The 14457-nt window shown below is 65.6% G+C and carries 20 protein-coding genes; 5 read left to right on the forward strand and 15 right to left on the reverse strand.

Annotated elements, in window-relative coordinates; genetic code table 11:
- Positions 1-86: 86 nt before the first annotated feature.
- A complete protein-coding gene (locus tag DB708_RS00925; RefSeq protein WP_133250963.1) occupies positions 87-710 on the reverse strand; it encodes a prefoldin domain-containing protein in 624 nt (207 codons plus the stop codon).
- A 478-nt stretch (positions 711-1188) separates the two neighbouring features.
- Here DB708_RS00925 and DB708_RS00930 point away from each other — a divergent pair, with 478 nt between their 5' ends.
- Positions 1189-1638: a hypothetical protein gene (locus DB708_RS00930; RefSeq protein WP_133250964.1), complete on the forward strand. Its 450-nt coding sequence runs from the start codon at positions 1189-1191 to the stop codon at positions 1636-1638.
- A 146-nt stretch (positions 1639-1784) separates the two neighbouring features.
- Here the strand turns inward: DB708_RS00930 and DB708_RS27150 are convergent, their stop codons facing one another.
- From DB708_RS27150 to ppgK, 11 genes are all read right to left on the reverse strand, one after another.
- Complete coding sequence (locus DB708_RS27150; protein ID WP_165839690.1) at positions 1785-1958, reverse strand: hypothetical protein; 174 nt, start codon at positions 1956-1958, stop codon at positions 1785-1787.
- 2 nt (positions 1959-1960) lie between these two features.
- Entirely contained in the window at positions 1961-3172 is a 1212-nt protein-coding gene (locus tag DB708_RS00935; protein WP_165839691.1) for a phage major capsid protein, read from the reverse strand.
- 272 nt (positions 3173-3444) lie between these two features.
- Positions 3445-3894, reverse strand: a complete 450-nt coding sequence (locus tag DB708_RS00940) for a hypothetical protein (protein WP_108920071.1) — start codon at positions 3892-3894, stop codon at positions 3445-3447.
- Complete coding sequence (locus tag DB708_RS00945; RefSeq protein WP_108920072.1) at positions 3887-4183, reverse strand: hypothetical protein; 297 nt, start codon at positions 4181-4183, stop codon at positions 3887-3889. The genes DB708_RS00940 and DB708_RS00945 overlap by 8 nt, the downstream gene beginning before the upstream one ends.
- Positions 4180-4506: a hypothetical protein gene (locus tag DB708_RS00950; protein WP_108920073.1), complete on the reverse strand. Its 327-nt coding sequence runs from the start codon at positions 4504-4506 to the stop codon at positions 4180-4182. The genes DB708_RS00945 and DB708_RS00950 overlap by 4 nt, the downstream gene beginning before the upstream one ends.
- A gap of 140 nt (positions 4507-4646) precedes the next feature.
- Positions 4647-4847: a hypothetical protein gene (locus DB708_RS27030; RefSeq protein WP_133250965.1), complete on the reverse strand. Its 201-nt coding sequence runs from the start codon at positions 4845-4847 to the stop codon at positions 4647-4649.
- A 166-nt stretch (positions 4848-5013) separates the two neighbouring features.
- On the reverse strand, positions 5014-5427 hold the full coding sequence (locus DB708_RS00955) for a hypothetical protein (protein ID WP_108920074.1): 414 nt from the start codon (positions 5425-5427) through the stop codon (positions 5014-5016).
- 136 nt (positions 5428-5563) lie between these two features.
- Positions 5564-5872 carry a hypothetical protein gene (locus tag DB708_RS00960; RefSeq protein ID WP_108920075.1) on the reverse strand — a complete coding sequence of 103 codons (309 nt, stop codon included), beginning with the start codon at positions 5870-5872 and terminating at the stop codon, positions 5564-5566.
- A gap of 299 nt (positions 5873-6171) precedes the next feature.
- Complete coding sequence (locus DB708_RS00965) at positions 6172-7113, reverse strand: tyrosine-type recombinase/integrase (RefSeq protein ID WP_108920076.1); 942 nt, start codon at positions 7111-7113, stop codon at positions 6172-6174.
- Positions 7114-7194: 81 nt separating this feature from the next.
- Complete coding sequence (locus tag DB708_RS00970) at positions 7195-8730, reverse strand: RNA polymerase sigma factor (protein WP_108920077.1); 1536 nt, start codon at positions 8728-8730, stop codon at positions 7195-7197.
- Positions 8731-8906: 176 nt separating this feature from the next.
- Positions 8907-9716 carry a polyphosphate--glucose phosphotransferase gene (ppgK, locus tag DB708_RS00975; RefSeq protein ID WP_108920078.1) on the reverse strand — a complete coding sequence of 270 codons (810 nt, stop codon included), beginning with the start codon at positions 9714-9716 and terminating at the stop codon, positions 8907-8909.
- A 205-nt stretch (positions 9717-9921) separates the two neighbouring features.
- On the opposite strand from ppgK, the gene DB708_RS00980 reads away from it, so the two are divergent.
- The gene (locus DB708_RS00980; protein ID WP_235616573.1) at positions 9922-10764 is read left to right on the forward strand and encodes an inositol monophosphatase family protein; all 843 of its coding nucleotides are present in this window, start codon (positions 9922-9924) and stop codon (positions 10762-10764) included.
- 1 nt (position 10765) lies between these two features.
- Here the strand turns inward: DB708_RS00980 and cei are convergent, their stop codons facing one another.
- Positions 10766-11416 carry an envelope integrity protein Cei gene (gene cei, locus DB708_RS00985; RefSeq protein ID WP_108920079.1) on the reverse strand — a complete coding sequence of 217 codons (651 nt, stop codon included), beginning with the start codon at positions 11414-11416 and terminating at the stop codon, positions 10766-10768.
- A 182-nt stretch (positions 11417-11598) separates the two neighbouring features.
- On the opposite strand from cei, the gene DB708_RS00990 reads away from it, so the two are divergent.
- A complete protein-coding gene (locus DB708_RS00990; protein ID WP_036468275.1) occupies positions 11599-11901 on the forward strand; it encodes a DUF4193 domain-containing protein in 303 nt (100 codons plus the stop codon).
- A 9-nt stretch (positions 11902-11910) separates the two neighbouring features.
- On the opposite strand, the gene DB708_RS00995 is transcribed toward DB708_RS00990, so the two are convergent.
- Positions 11911-12390: a DUF3093 domain-containing protein gene (locus DB708_RS00995; protein WP_108920080.1), complete on the reverse strand. Its 480-nt coding sequence runs from the start codon at positions 12388-12390 to the stop codon at positions 11911-11913.
- A gap of 25 nt (positions 12391-12415) precedes the next feature.
- Here DB708_RS00995 and dut point away from each other — a divergent pair, with 25 nt between their 5' ends.
- Positions 12416-12880 (forward strand): dUTP diphosphatase, encoded by a 465-nt coding sequence (dut, locus tag DB708_RS01000; RefSeq protein WP_108920081.1) that lies wholly within the window; start codon positions 12416-12418, stop codon positions 12878-12880.
- Positions 12880-13614: a DUF3710 domain-containing protein gene (locus DB708_RS01005; protein ID WP_201263384.1), complete on the forward strand. Its 735-nt coding sequence runs from the start codon at positions 12880-12882 to the stop codon at positions 13612-13614. The genes dut and DB708_RS01005 overlap by 1 nt, the downstream gene beginning before the upstream one ends.
- A 16-nt stretch (positions 13615-13630) precedes the next feature.
- Here the strand turns inward: DB708_RS01005 and DB708_RS01010 are convergent, their stop codons facing one another.
- Positions 13631-14329, reverse strand: coding sequence for a hypothetical protein (locus tag DB708_RS01010; protein ID WP_108920083.1), 699 nt, complete (start codon positions 14327-14329; stop codon positions 13631-13633).
- Positions 14330-14457: the final 128 nt, after the last annotated feature.

Genomic DNA, 14457 nt, shown 5'->3' on the forward strand with positions numbered 1-14457 from the left:
GCCGATGGTACGCACGGGCCGCGACCGCGCGGGTTCGCGTCGCGGCCCGCCGGAGTTGAAGGCTCGTTAACGTGTCGCGTCCTCCACTAGTAGCCCAACGCGATGCCGACGACCGTGATGCCTAGGCCGCAGATTGCCCACTGAAGGTCTTTTACCAACGACTGGTCGAGGCGCTTCGTCAGCGCTTCAATTTCCTTCTGGATGTGGTCTAGTGCCTTCTCCGCTGATTCGGAAGCGCCGACATGAACCTTATCGATGCGTCCATCAAGCCGCCCTATTTCGTCCAGCAGCTTCGGTACTTCCGCCTGCAGCTTGTTGGCATAGTCCGCGATTTGGGCGACTTGTTGCTTCAGCGGTCTGGTCCGGTCCAGCGAGAGGGCGCCGGGATACTGCCGGATACTGGGCGTGTGCGCACGGACTTTGATCTTGGCCGTCCCCGGAAAAACAGAGACACTTATGGGCTTGCGTAGCAGCTTATTCCAAAGCCGGGTAATCCATCGGTGGAACCGAGAAACATGCTCCTTGAACCAGATTGGGACGGGTAGCCCGTACGCGGCGCGCACATAGGCGCTGCCGAAACCGCAGAAGGCCAAAATCCCGCCAACCAACTGCAGCGTGGTAGACCACCATTTCAGGTCCAGGTCGTGCACCTCCAGCGCCAGGCTCCAAGCCGCCAAGACGAAAGCCGACGCAACGAACCAGAAGGGCACCCACCACGGGTAGCTTCGCCATCTGTCCATTGAGGCCACGCGCACCAATGCTGCCGCATTCATCAACCCGCCGGAGGAGATTGCAAGCGTTTACTTCGCGAGTAAACGGGTGGCCTCTCGGCGGTCTGATCGGACAGCCGTCTTCCAGGGCTTTGATCCGAGATGAGCGCTTTTTGCGTGTTTACTTTTCGGGGGTATATAACCCGTCCGGGCTGGCTCAGGGGAGGCTGCGACCCCGCAACTTCTAGGGTGCATACCCCCTCCTTGATGCTGGGGCTGTGGTGGATTCTCCCGGACGTTCGTGGGTGTGACCATGGTTTACGAGGTGGCTGCGACGATGTTCGGACCATGGTGACCGGTCGGTGGAACCACGTCGGGGTCTCCGGTACCGAGGGGGAGTGGGTTAGGTGCGGTAGGTGGTGACCGTTGCGAGGCAATGCGATGTCCGGAAGGTGTGGGCAGTAATAGTCTTAGCGGCATGCCAGAGGGTGGAACCCTGCCGTTGATCCTTGGAGCAGTGCCGGCTGTGGCGGGGCTGGTCGGAAATATCTACCTCGCGGGATCAGCGGACAGCAGGGTAACGCGAAGGATTGCGAAGGATGCGGAACTCTACAAGGAAGTCCCGACGAGCTCTAAGCAGGCGTTGGAAGACCTTATAAGTCAAGAGGTTCAACTTCACATCCGGCGCCGACTGCGCAAGATTTCCTGGTCAGCCGTTGCGACTCTCATCTTTGTGGCAGCAGTCACTGCGGCCGCCGGGGGCGGATTGGCGTGGCTCGCCCTGAACGTCACGGGGTTCTTCTGGTTCGTCTTTGCCCCAGTAGCCTTTTTCGGCTTCGCACTGACAGCGGCGGGGTTCTTCCAGCTATTCACATATCCCGATGGATCAGGCAACAACTCGGCGGATCCTCAACAAGAGGGCCAATAGAACCACTGACGATAGCTGGCTGTACGTACAGTCCGTCACTGGAAGCGCGCAGCACTCCGCGCTTGACCAGGTCTTGCACCCGTTCCACGGAGATACCCATGCGCTCGGCTGAATCCTGTAGCGGAACGTAGCCCAGCTCCAAGAGGTCAAGCACGCTTCTGGCCACTGGCCCGCTTCCTCAACCACGACCTGCCAGCAGCCAGTGCCTTGGCCTTAGTCGTGTAGGCCGCGGTGCTGTCGTGGTTACTTGCCCACGGAGCGCGCCAGCGCCAGGACTTCCCGTCCTTGAACGCGGTGATCGAGTCGTCATGCTCGCCCACGGTTACGCCGTCAGGTCGACGATGGCGAAGCTGCGTGGTTGGAGGATGCCGATGCCGACCAGCGACTCGGCGCGCACCTGGACCGCGTTGGTTTGGAACAAGGTGTCGCCGAATGCGTTGGCCATCAGGGTCATTCCCCAATGCACGAACAGCTTGAGTTGTGTCCAGTCCGCGAGGATCGCGGTGCCCTGCGGCACGCTGGGGCTGACCACGCGCGGGCGGGTGTCCCCGAAGATGTTGTCGGCCAGGGACGCCTGCGCCGCGAGGCCGGTCGGATATCCGGCGGTCAGGAATCCACCATCCGGTCCCCACCGCAGCAGGTCGATGGAAGCGGCGTCGTCGGGGTTCAGCGCCCAGCCGTTGGGCGTCACTCCGATCTTCTGCAGGGCAGTTACCGCGCTGCGCAGCGTTGTTGGCACGTCGGTGTTGTACGAAACAGCAGTAGTACCAGCAACTTTAAGAATTCCCGTCATGTGCTCGCCTGCGCCGGTTCCCGGGCCCGTGCCAGTCGGACTACCCACGGCCTCGGCTTCCAGTGCGTCGAGCACGCCGTTGGCCATCTCGTTGCTGAGCCAATTCGAGATCTCGTTCTCGTCCAACCAGATGCGGTAGGGCACCGGCTCTGACAGGTGGGCGATTACCCGGCATCGGTCGACCACGGGTACGACGGTGTTGACGCTGGTGGGTTTCTGGGCCAAGTCCGGAACCGGCGCGGCGTTGTTGGTGCGGACGGTGGCCCGGAAGTATTCGAAGGCCATCGAGTCGGTGGGCTGGCGGTTGGAGAATAGGTCGATCAGCCGCACTGGTCGCGGGATGGCGACGACCTGCGGCAGCACGAGGTTGGGGATGTCGACGCTGCCGCTGATGACCGCGCGGGATTCCTTGCCGCCCAGGTTTTGGCGTAGCGCTTGCGCGGCGGTGCGTCCCCAGGCCTGGCTGGCTGCACGGGCGTCGGCCCCGGTGCCGCCGAGCGCGGCGATGAACCTGGGGTCCGACAGGCTGCCCTCGCGCTGCACTTCTTCGCGCAGGTCCTTGGCCCGCTCAACCAGGCCGTCAATGAGCTCGGTGAGACCACGGAATTCGGCGGTCTCCTCGACGGTCAGCTCGGTGCGACCTTCGGCCTGGGCGCGGTCGATGATGTTTTTGCGCTGCTGCTCGACGTCGCGCACTGTGGCATGCAACCGGTCGAGCATCTCGCGGTTTGCTGATGGCATGGCGGCCCTCCAAGGGCGTAGGCGTGCGGCATCGAATCCGATTGCGCCGCAACACAATTTGGAAGTGGATTGTCTGGGCCGCGTCGTGGAGTGCCACCACGTCCTACGAACCTTGGTTCCGCTCAGGCCGCCGTGCCAGCGCAACACCCGGGGAACCGATGCCGCCGCCCCGGCCGAGATGGTCTGGCGGGCTGCGGTTGCTGCCGAGGATGCTACGCCCGCCCGCCGACATGGCCAAGCACTGAAAGCCGCTGTGCCGCAATTCCAGCGCGCTACACCGCGTCGTCGGTTGGGTTGCTCCAACGCGGCAGGCGGGAGGTGTCGCGGGGTTCGCCGTAGGGGTGTGCGCGGCGGTAGGCGCTGATCCATGCCGCTAGGTCGGCCTTACTCTGCTCGTCGTCCAGCAGCGAGAACTCGAGTTGCGCGACCATCCCGACCGCGAACGCGACCACGCCCTCGTTGTCGCGGTGGCGTTCTGCCAGGGACAGCAGATCGTCGCGGATGGCCTTGCGCTCGGCGGTGTCCATGACGCCGATCGACTCAGCAGGGGGCGGGTCATAGTGCACGCCCATTGCGCGCCGGATCCGCCACAGCCACCACGCGGACCACGGGCCAATAGGGTGCTGCGTCATGCCGGCGAGCACCTCGAATTCGTCGGCGAGCACAAGGAGTTCGTTGCGCGGAAGCCCGTCGACCACATCGCGCAAATCGAGATCATGCATCAGGGTGCTCCTCGGCGATGGGTGGGTGCATGCTGGCGAGGCGCTTCCGCAGCTTGTCTGTCGGCACGCAGGTAAACGGCTGCGGGTCCAGCGGCACCAGGCGGCCCACGTCGTCCCGCAGTGCTGCGAGAATGCGGGACCGATGATCGGGATGGAGCTGCAGCACAAGCCCATCCACCGGGCCGGTATGCCAGGCGTCCCCGTCCGCACCCGGGTAGACCGCGAGCCACCGGCCGCCGAACACCCGCTCCCGCGTGGTGTGCCATCGCTCGTCATATGCGGAATTCATTGTGTCCCAGGTTGTTTAAGTTGTTTGAGTAGACGGCGCACAAGGCGCCGCCAGTCGGTGTCGTTGAACCACGGCCGCTCGGCGATCGCGAGGGTCCGGTAGAGCAGCTGAGTCGGGGTTTTCATCGTGTCGACGGAAATCCTGAAATCCCACTCTGTGGCCTCGGTGTCGCAGCTGTTGTGGAGGACGCGCCAGCACACCAGGTGCGGGCCCTTCCGCGGATGGACACCGGGGTTGGCTTTTCGCCAGGCCCGAAAACCGTGGTGGCGGTGCGCGGCCGCCCGCCGGTCGAGGGTGGCGTAACCCGTCGGGCCGACGATCATTTCCCCGCAGGTTTCGCAGGTGAAGGTGAAGCGGTGCGGTTGGCCCCCAGCGTCGTCTGTGCCACGCTGTCCGAGGTTCCGGGTCCACTGACCTTCGGCGGATGGCGTTGGTGCGTTGGGAGTGACTCTGGCCCGCTCGTTCACGGCCCTCCTTGGTCAAGTTGTGAGATGCGCTGGGCCACGACGGCCGCGCGCCTGTTTCGGCGTTGCTCGTCTTCGATGCGCCGAAGCCTCTCGTCGCGGGCAAGCCATCGGCATTCGGCGCATATGCCGGTGGTGTTGTCGGGCCGCAGCGCAGCGCCGCACGCGCAGTATTCGACCAGGCGACGCGGGCTGCTCAAGACGCCTCCTTGGCGTCGGGTCGTTGGTGATAGCACCGAACGTTGGTTGCCCCACCGTCTTTGCCGAGCAGCCAGCCGTGCTCGTCGCAAAGCGCGCACGCCGCGAGGGCTGCCGGGTTGCGCCGAGCAGCCTCGCGCTCGCGCGCGGGGTGTTCGTGATCTGGTGTTAATGATCTGGTGGTACGCACGGGGGTGCGTGTTGAAACCGTGTTTCGTGCGGATTGAAATCGTCTTCTATCCGCACCCCCGTGCGGGTTGAATTGCTTTCTGTCCGCACGAGGGTGCGTGTTGAATGTGGTACTGCCAGCAGTCGATAGACCGACGCAAGTCCCAGTTTGGGGTTTGCTCGGGCTGTCTGTTCGATGAGCATCAGCTTCCGCGCTTTGGCCAACGTGTTGTCCACCGCGCGCGTCTGCAGACCCGATGCCCTGGCGAGGTTCTCCACGCCGGGATGGGCGTTGGTGCCATGCGGGTAGTCGGCGAACATCTCCAGCGTCTGCAGGATGTGCCGCTGGGCTGTAGTCAGATCGGGATGGTTGGCGACGTGTGCACGCCATGCGCGACGTTCGTCTGCGTTCACGCCCCTCGCCCGCCCCGGCCGTCCCCCTGAGGTCCAACGCTTGTGGGCGGACGTCGGTGCTGTGTGGCAGACTGCCGGGTGGTGTTGTTAGGGAGCCGTCCGTGTTCGCACGGGCGGCTTTCTGTATGTGGCGGGCTCATGCGGCACCTCGCTTGCGCCGCTGCGCTATTGCCTTGCGCCTGCGTCGCGCCTGAGCGCTTTTCAGAGCCATCCGCTGCATATGTGCGCGGTGCAGGTTCTCAGCGCGCCGCGCGCGCTCACCAGGGGTCAGCAGGTGATCGGGGTCAACCGCGTCCTCACGCCTGCGCTGCTGCGCTGCGCGTGCGGCAGCGGTAGCAGCAGTGCGGTCGGGTTCTTTGGCCCAGCGAGTCTGGGCGGCGATGCTGGCGCGCAGTGTGCGTTCAGCAGGACTGAGATATGTTGGCGCATCATCGATCTCGGGCATTCATCCCCTCCATGGGTATGAACGACCCGAGCGTTGCTGGCGGGTTTGATGCCCGCCCCGGAGCGCTCGTCTTCTCGTGACACCCGCTGCAATGGCGATGCCGTGCGTGGGGGATGAGTCGTGGTTTCGCTATGCAGTTGTGCTGACAGCTGCACACCGTACACCGGTACACCGCCGGGACGGGTGAAAGGTGTTGCGCCACGGCGCAATGCCGTGCTTGGCATACCAGTAGTTACGAGGGGAAACACCTCGGCGTGAAAGCGCACAAGCGCTAGCGCACCCGCGCGTGTTGCGACGTGCTAGATCTCGCCGAGACCCAGCCTGCGGGCCTCATTCGCCGCGCGGTCGGCGGCAGCAGCTCCGGCATATCGGTCGATCATGTCGCGGCTCGACCAACCGGCCACACTCATCAGGCCATCGTCGGAGCCGCCTGCGGCTTTCCACCGGGTGGCGAAGGTGTGCCGCATGAGGTGCGGGTGGAAGTCCTTGATGCCGGCCATTTCGGCGCGACGCTGCAGCGCGTTGCGCAGCCCGTAGTAGCCGAGTTGCTTTCCGCGGTCACCGAGCCACAGCGCGGTGCTGGCGTCGGAGAGGCGGTGGGAGCGGCGTGCCCGCAGGTACCGGTCGATGGCCCGCGCCGCCTGCGGGCCGATGGGAGCCACCCGGCCCTTGCCGCCCTTGCCTCGCACCACCGTCACCTGGCCCCGCAGCAAGTCTACGTCGTCCACGCTCAAGTCGAGCAGCTCTCCAGCGCGCACACCGGTCTCAGCCATCAGCCGCAGCATCGCCTCGTCGCGGCGGTCCAGGAACTCTTTCCCAGCGCAGACTCTGATGAGTTCGCGCAACTGGTCGTCGGGCAGGCCTTTGGTCACTTTCTTGTCGATCTTGGGTGACCGCAGCCCGAGCAGGGGGTCAGCTTCGAGCTCGCCCTCCTCCTCGCACCATGCCGAGAAGCGACGCACGCCCAGCTGGCGAGCCACCGCAGTGGCGGGGGAGGCACCGGTGGTGATGATGTCGTCGACCCAAGCCCGGAGCAGCTTCTTGTCCAGCGCAGGCTGGTGTCCGTACACCTCGCACCAGTCGAGGAACTGGTAGACGCCCGTGGTGTACGACTTGATCGTCTCGCGGCTTTTGCGCTCGTGGCGCAACGACAGCTCCCAGCTGGGGAGCAGCGCGTTGATGTCGAAGTCAGGTTTGCGGGCGCGTTTGCTAGCGCGCGGTCGTGGTGGGGTAGCGGCCATACCACTACCTTAACTAACACCTGTGTGCTAACTCACAAGTGCGCTAAAATCCCAGTTCAAACGGTATTTCTGCGCTAACTCTCAGTCCAGGTAGTCGCGCAACACCTGGGAGCGGCTGGGGTGGCGCAACTTCGACATGGTCTTGGATTCGATCTGGCGAATGCGCTCGCGGGTCACTCCGTAGACCTGGCCGATCTCGTCGAGGGTACGAGGCTGGCCGTCGGTGAGACCGAAGCGCAGCCGTACTACGCCGGCTTCGCGCTCCGATAGCGTCTCGAGCACCGACTGCAGCTGGTCTTGCAACAACGTGAAGGACACCGCGTCGACGGCCACGACCGCTTCGCTGTCTTCGATGAAGTCACCAAGCTGGCTGTCGCCCTCATCGCCGATGGTCTGGTCCAGCGAGATGGGTTCACGCGCGTACTGCTGGATCTCCAGCACCTTCTCCGGCGTGATGTCCATTTCCTTGGCCAGCTCTTCAGGCGTGGGCTCGCGGCCCAGATCCTGCAGCAGCTCGCGCTGAATGCGGCCCAGCTTGTTGATCACCTCGACCATGTGCACCGGGATGCGGATGGTGCGCGCCTGGTCGGCCATGGCGCGGGTGATCGCCTGGCGAATCCACCACGTCGCGTAGGTGGAGAACTTGTATCCCTTGGTGTAGTCGAACTTCTCGACGGCGCGGATCAGACCCAGATTGCCTTCCTGGATCAGATCGAGGAAGGCCATCCCGCGACCGGTGTAGCGCTTGGCCAGCGAAACCACCAGCCGCAAGTTGGCTTCCAGCAGATGGTTTTTGGCGCGGTCGCCGTCGCGGCAGATCCACATCATGTCGCGACGCTGCGCGGCGGGCAGCTTGTCGCCGCGCTCGGCGTGCTCGGCCATCAGCTGAGTGCCGTACAGACCGGCTTCGATCCGCTTCGCCAGTTCGACTTCTTCCTCGGCGTTAAGCAGCGCGACCTTACCGATTTGCTTCAGGTATGCGCGTACCGAGTCCGCGGAGGCGGTGAGTTCCGCGTCCTTGCGGGCTTGCCGCAGCGCCTCGGATTCGTCTTCGTCCCAGACGAAATCGCCGGACGCCTTGTCCTTTTCGGAGGGCTCGGCGATCTCTGCCTCTTCTTCGGCCGGCGCCTTTTTCGCGGCAGGTTTCGCGGCGCTCGCGGTGTCCTCGGCTTCGTCATCCCCATCGCTGTCGCCGGCGTCGTCGTCCCCATCGCCGTCGGACGCGACGTCGTCCTCCAGGTCGTCGAGGCTGAGGTCGCTGTCGATGTCGATGTCCTCGCCGGGCTCACCTTCGAGGTCGGGTTCCGTGTCGAGTTCCTCGGCGGCGTTCTCGTCGACGCCTTCGACGTTGTCGTCGTCTCCGGCGCCCTTGGATGCGGCTTTGGTACCGCGACCCGATGGCGCCTTGCCCGCGGCCTTGGCGCGGGTACGGGCCTTCTTCGGGGCGCCACCGTCGGTGTCGTCGGCGGGGTGGGTGCCCGGTGCCTCAGTCTTCGTCGCACGCTTGGCCGGCGCGGTGCCATTGGCAGCCTTTGCCGCGGGCCGCTTAGCGGGGGTCTTCGTGGCGGTGCGTTTCACCGGCTCATCGGTTGCCGGGCTGGTCTTAGTCGCTGCCACTTACACCCCTTCGGTTGGACTCACTATCGGTGGGTTTGGGCATGGTTAACCGAAAGTGTCTGCTATGTCGAATGTCGGCGTTGGTACCAGCGTGACTGCTCGCACGCTATCTGTCGGGCGGTCGCCGTGAACCATTGTAACGACAACGCGCGCTCGTACCGCCCTAGCGGGGAAATTCAGTGCGTTACGTCCGCGGTCGACGCCATCGCGGCGCCGACTATCCCGGCGGAATTGAGCAATGCCGCCGCCACCACCGGGGTGCGGTTTTCGAGCAGCGGCACCCATTGGTCGGCTTTCCGGCTGATGCCGCCGCCGGCGATGAACAGGTCCGGCCAGATCAGGTTTTCGATCGCGATCAGCACCCTGGTCACCTCTTTCGTCCAGCGCCGGTAGCTCCATTCGTTCTTGTCTTTGATCGACGACGCCGCGCGCTCCTCGGCTTCTTTGCCACCGACTTCGAGATGGCCGAACTCGGTGTTGGGGATCAATTTCCCGTTGTGGATCAGGGCGGACCCGATTCCGGTTCCGAAGGTCAGCAAAACGACCAAACCGGATTTGTTCTTGCCCGCTCCGTAGCGCTCTTCGGCGAGCCCCGCCGCGTCGGCATCGTTGAGAACGGTGACCTGCTGGCCGTCCAGCTTGGAGCTGATCACGTCGCGCGCGTTGGTCCCGATCCAGGCGCGGTCCACATTGGCGGCCGTCCGGACGATGCCGTCGGTAACGACGCCTGGGTAGGTCACGCCCAGCGGGCCGGTCCACCCGAATTCCTTGACGACCTCGGCGATGGTCTTGGCGACGGCCGACGGCGTGGCGGGTTGCGGTGTCAGCAGTTTGATCCGGTCCCCGATCAACAGTCCGGTGTCCAGGTCGACGATGCCGCCTTTGATTCCGCTGCCGCCGACGTCGATGCCGAATCCACGTCGCTGCGGCGTACCGGAGGCCGCCCCGGCATCGGGGGTATCCGTGGCCGATTCGGTGCTGGTCATCGAAATCTCCTTGGCGAGATTTGGGCTGGTTCACACCTTAGCTGGCAGCGAAGCGGTTGCGGTCGGACAATGCGAGAGGCGATTCGCCGCGCTGCGCGGTGGTGGGCGACTGTGATGCGATAGACCGGTGACGCGACCTGACGTGGGTGCCGGCCACCGCCGGCGGGAGGTACCCCCACCCGCCGGCGGTGCAGAGCACGCCGGGCTGCGCTTAGTGGCCGAAACGCTAGCCGCCGAAGCCGCCGAGTTCGTGAGGTCGCGGCGCGCCGAGGTGTTCGGTGCTCACGCGGGCGCGACCGACAGTGGCGCGGTGCGGTCCAAAAGCACACCGACCGATCCGGTGACGGTGGTCGACACCGAGACCGAACGGCTGCTGCGCGATCGGTTGGCCGAATTACGGCCCGGTGACCCGATTCTCGGGGAAGAGGGCGGCGGGCCCGCGGAGAAGGCCGCAGACACTGACGCGGTCACCTGGGTGCTCGACCCCATCGACGGCACGGTGAATTTCGTCTACGGCATCCCGGCTTATGCGGTGTCGGTCGGGGCGCAGCGCAACGGCGTGTCAGTGGCCGGCGCGGTCGCCGACGTCGTCGGAGGCCGGGTCTATTCCGCGGCCACAGGTCTCGGCGCGCATTTCATCGACGAGCAGGGGACGCACCCGCTGCGGTGCGCCGATGTCGACGACTTGTCGATGGCCTTGCTGGGCACCGGCTTTGGGTATTCGATCGCGCGCCGCACCACCCAGGCGGCGCTGCTGGCGCAGCTGCTGCCATTGGTTCGCGATGTGCGGCGCATCGGTTCCGCGGCGCTGGACTTGTGCATGGTCGCGGCGGGGCGGCTGGACGCCTACTACGAGCACGGGCTGCAGGTGTGGGATCGCGCGGCGGGTGCACTGATCGCCGCCGAGGCCGGAGCGCGGGTGTTGGTGCCGCCGCCCGACGAGCAGGTCGGCGGCGCCGGACTGGTGGTTGCGGTCGCGCCCGGAATCGCCGACGAACTGCTGGCGGCCCTGCGGCAATTCAACGGCCTCGCGCCAATCGAGGACTGAATCAGCAGCTGCTGGCGTGAATCTTCGACAACAGCGACGGATCTGACGATCCGGTGGCACCGGGGCGCAGGCTGGCGAGCACCGAGTCGATGTCGTCATTGTGGGCCAGTGCGTTGAATTCCGTGCCGACGGCCAGGTCGACGGAGTCGTCGGCACGGCTGTCGTTGAACAGCTCGCTGCATGGCGCAACCAGCCACACCGCGGCGGCGGTGGCCTGTCCGGCCGTACCGAAGCGGATCTGGCCCTGGCAGGTCAGACGGGTGCCGGCGTAGACCGGGTCGTTGGCCGCGGTTGGCTGGGCGAAGCCCAGATCCTTCATCGCGCCGGCGACGTCGGCGGCCTGGCCGCCGCGGCCGCTGGCGTTGAGGACGCGGACCTTGGTGTCGGCGAGTTTTGCGGGCATCACGTCGGCCATCGCACTGCGCGACATTTGCTCGCCGATTTGGGCCGGCGCCGACCCGGTCGGGTGCGGGGGCGGGTTGCACGCTTCGACTTCGTGAACTTTCGCGGGTCGCGTCAGCGCTACGGTCCACGCGACGCCCGTCACCGCCACCAGGAAGACCAGCACGACAATGGCAGGTCGGGGATTGCGCCGCCGAAAGGGCCGACCATGCTTGTCGAAGGCTGTACCCTCGGTGATTTGTGCGACCACAGCTGCACTCTAGCCGCACACTAAATCCACTGTTTGAAGGCGAATACGAGGGTCAATTCGGGGGTGTGAGGTAAATCACAACCGAATCGACCGGGATACAGGCACGAATCATTTGGTGGATGCGTTCGACGCTGGTACAAAGCGTTGCTTGAGGTAACGCAGGCATGTGAGGGGATTGGACGATGCCTACCGACTATGACGCTCCACGGCGGACCGAAACGGACGACGTTTCGGAAGACTCGCTGGAGGAGTTGAAAGCTCGACGCAACGAGGCGGCGTCGGCTGTTGTTGACGTGGACGAATCCGAGTCCGCCGAGAACTTCGAACTGCCTGGTGCCGACCTGTCCGGCGAGGAGCTATCAGTTCGGGTCATCCCGAAACAAGCTGACGAGTTCACCTGCTCGAGCTGCTTCTTGGTGCAACACCGCAGTCGACTTGCCAGCGAGAAGAACGGTGTGATGATTTGCACCGACTGCGCAGCCTGATAGCCGCACCTAGCTTGTCAGGGCCGACAGCACCCGCTCAGGGTGACGGCAGCTCACCATCCAGTACGGCGTCGGGTCGTCTGGGTCATCGAGGACCAGCAAAATCATCGGTCCCACCCATGCGCGATGCAGCACATACGCCGCGGGGTCGAGCTGACGCCCCAGTGCCGCCGACTTCGCCGACGGCGCTATCTGAGCGGATCGGGCGATCACGGTGATCGGCAGATGGGCATCGGCGGCCCACAGTTGCACCACACCGTCGGCGGAGGCGGTGACTCGGATTTCGACGTGGCCCAGCCACAGCAGCGCGCCGGTGGCCACGAGGAATAGCACCACGAACGGCAGCCAGTCGGGGAGTGCCCTGACACCGAGATTGACTTCGACAGCAATCAGCGTCGCTAGCGCGAACGCCGGTGGCCACCACCACCATGGGACCCACAGCCGCTCGCGATATCGCACGCTGTGCGGCGCGACACGCGTACCGGACACGCGGTCAAGGGTAGTCTGTGGCCCCGTGTCGACCAGTCTGGCCATTGTCCGCCTCGACCCCGAGCTCCCGCTGCCCAGTCGGGCACACGACGGTGACGCGGGGGTTGATCTCTACAGCGCCGAAGATCTCCGGCTGGACCCTGGGCAACGCGCCCTGGTACGGACGGGTGTGGCGGTCGCAATCCCCTTCGGAATGGTGGGCTTGGTGCACCCGCGCTCGGGATTGGCTGCCCGGGTTGGACTTTCGATCGTCAATAGCCCGGGTACCGTCGACGCCGGCTATCGGGGCGAGATCAAGGTTGCGCTGATCAACCTCGACCCGGCCGAGCCGATCGTGGTGCACCGTGGCGATCGGATCGCCCAGTTGCTGGTGCAGCGGGTCGAGTTGGTCGAGTTGGTCGAGGTCGCGTCGTTCGACGAGGCCGGGCTGGCCGAAACATCCCGTGGCGACGGTGGCCACGGTTCCTCCGGCGGACATGCGAGTTTGTGATGGCATTCGGAAAATCGGGCAAATACGACAGCGACAAGCCGGTAGCGCCAGAGGCTGCGGCCGACCCCGTCGATGACGAGTTCGACGACGACCTGGAGGGGCCGTTCGACATCGACGACTTCGACGACCCGTCGGTCGCCGAGCTGGCCCGGCTCGATCTGGGCTCGGTCTTGATCCCGATGCCGGAAGCCGGCCAGCTGCAGGTCGAGCTGACCGAGACCGGCGTGCCGAGCGCCGTGTGGGTCGTCACGCCCAACGGCCGGTTCACGATCGCCGCCTACGCCGCCCCCAAGACGGGCGGCCTGTGGCGTGAGGTGGCCGGCGAGCTTGCCGACTCGCTGCGCAAGGATTCGGCTCAAGTCAGCATCAAAGACGGCCCGTGGGGTCGCGAGGTGGTCGGCACCGCGACGGGAGTGGTGCGCTTCATCGGTGTCGACGGCTACCGATGGATGATCCGCTGCGTGATCAACGGAGCGCACGAGACCATGGAGGCGCTCGAGCAGGAGGCGCGTTCGGCGTTGGCGGACACCGTGGTTCGCCGCGGTGACACCCCGCTGCCGGTGCGCACGCCGCTGGCCGTGAACCTTCCCGAGCCAATGGCCGAGCAGCTGCGTCAGGCCGCCGTGGAACAGGCCGAGGCGCAGCAGCAGGAGCAACCGCCCAACGATCCGGCCGCGCGCCGCAGCGTGGACGGATCGGCTATGCAACAGTTGCGCACCACCACCGGCGGCTAGCCGCCGGTTGGAACAACTACGCGTCGGCCAGTGCGGCCAGGCAGGCCGCCCCGAGCGCGGCGCTGTCCGCGCCGATCTGATCGAGCGTCACCGTCCGCAACCCCGCACGCGGTGCGGCGGCGACCCAGTCGACACCGGCCTGCAGCGGATGAATCGGATCGTCGACCGCGGCCGCCACGCCGAGAGGCGCGGCCAGTTTGTGGAGTTCGTCACAACTCGGTGCGACGTAGGCGGCGGCTTCGTCCATGGCGTCGGGCAGCAGCGGCCATTGGGCAAGCCAGGACCGAGTCAGCTCCTCGGCTAGCCAGGCCGGGCTGGACGCCCGCATCTGTGCGGTCGTCGCGGCCAGACCGTCGGCGCGTAGCTGGGATGCCGAATACCGCGCCGCAAGGGCGGCCGGCGCCGACCCGGGGGCCCCCGCCCAGGCCGGCAGCGCGGCCAGCACGGCGACGGTCTGACCTGGATGTGCGAGCGCCCACGCGGCTGCCACCGCGGCTCCGATCGAGATTCCGCCGACGGCGATCCGACCGTCGCGCGCCGCGTCATCCAATGCGGACAGGTAGCCATCGACCAATCGGTCCGGGCGCGGCGCGGGGGTCACCAACCGGGCGCCGGCATTGCGCAACGGCCCGGAAAACGCCCGATTGACGTATACGTCGTCGGACCCGGTCCCGGGCAAGAGCACGGTGGTGACACCGCGCAAATCGACACCCACGCCCCGATACTGCCCGGCCGGGACAAGCAGCCCAAAATCACGGTTTCGATCCGGTTGGCGCCGGGGAACCAAGAGGTCTACGGTTTCCGTTGGCATAGATGAAAGCACCGCGGCTTTTTCGCCAATTG

Origin of the sequence: Mycobacterium montefiorense (assembly GCF_003112775.1) — a bacterium.
In the GTDB taxonomy this organism is placed as follows: domain Bacteria; phylum Actinomycetota; class Actinomycetes; order Mycobacteriales; family Mycobacteriaceae; genus Mycobacterium; species Mycobacterium montefiorense.

Excerpts from the sequence above, each read along its gene's own strand:
- DB708_RS00930 (WP_133250964.1), top strand. The coding sequence starts at position 1,189 with ATGCCAGAGGGTGGAACCCTGCCGTTGATCCTTGGAGCAGTGCCGGCT.
- DB708_RS00935 (WP_165839691.1), bottom strand. The coding sequence starts at position 3,172 with ATGCCATCAGCAAACCGCGAGATGCTCGACCGGTTGCATGCCACAGTG.
- DB708_RS00940 (WP_108920071.1), bottom strand. The coding sequence starts at position 3,894 with ATGCATGATCTCGATTTGCGCGATGTGGTCGACGGGCTTCCGCGCAAC.
- DB708_RS00945 (WP_108920072.1), bottom strand. The coding sequence starts at position 4,183 with ATGAATTCCGCATATGACGAGCGATGGCACACCACGCGGGAGCGGGTG.
- DB708_RS00950 (WP_108920073.1), bottom strand. The coding sequence starts at position 4,506 with ATGATCGTCGGCCCGACGGGTTACGCCACCCTCGACCGGCGGGCGGCC.
- DB708_RS00960 (WP_108920075.1), bottom strand. The coding sequence starts at position 5,872 with ATGCCCGAGATCGATGATGCGCCAACATATCTCAGTCCTGCTGAACGC.
- DB708_RS00965 (WP_108920076.1), bottom strand. The coding sequence starts at position 7,113 with ATGGCCGCTACCCCACCACGACCGCGCGCTAGCAAACGCGCCCGCAAA.
- ppgK (WP_108920078.1), bottom strand. The coding sequence starts at position 9,716 with ATGACCAGCACCGAATCGGCCACGGATACCCCCGATGCCGGGGCGGCC.
- DB708_RS00990 (WP_036468275.1), top strand. The coding sequence starts at position 11,599 with ATGCCTACCGACTATGACGCTCCACGGCGGACCGAAACGGACGACGTT.
- DB708_RS01005 (WP_201263384.1), top strand. The coding sequence starts at position 12,880 with ATGGCATTCGGAAAATCGGGCAAATACGACAGCGACAAGCCGGTAGCG.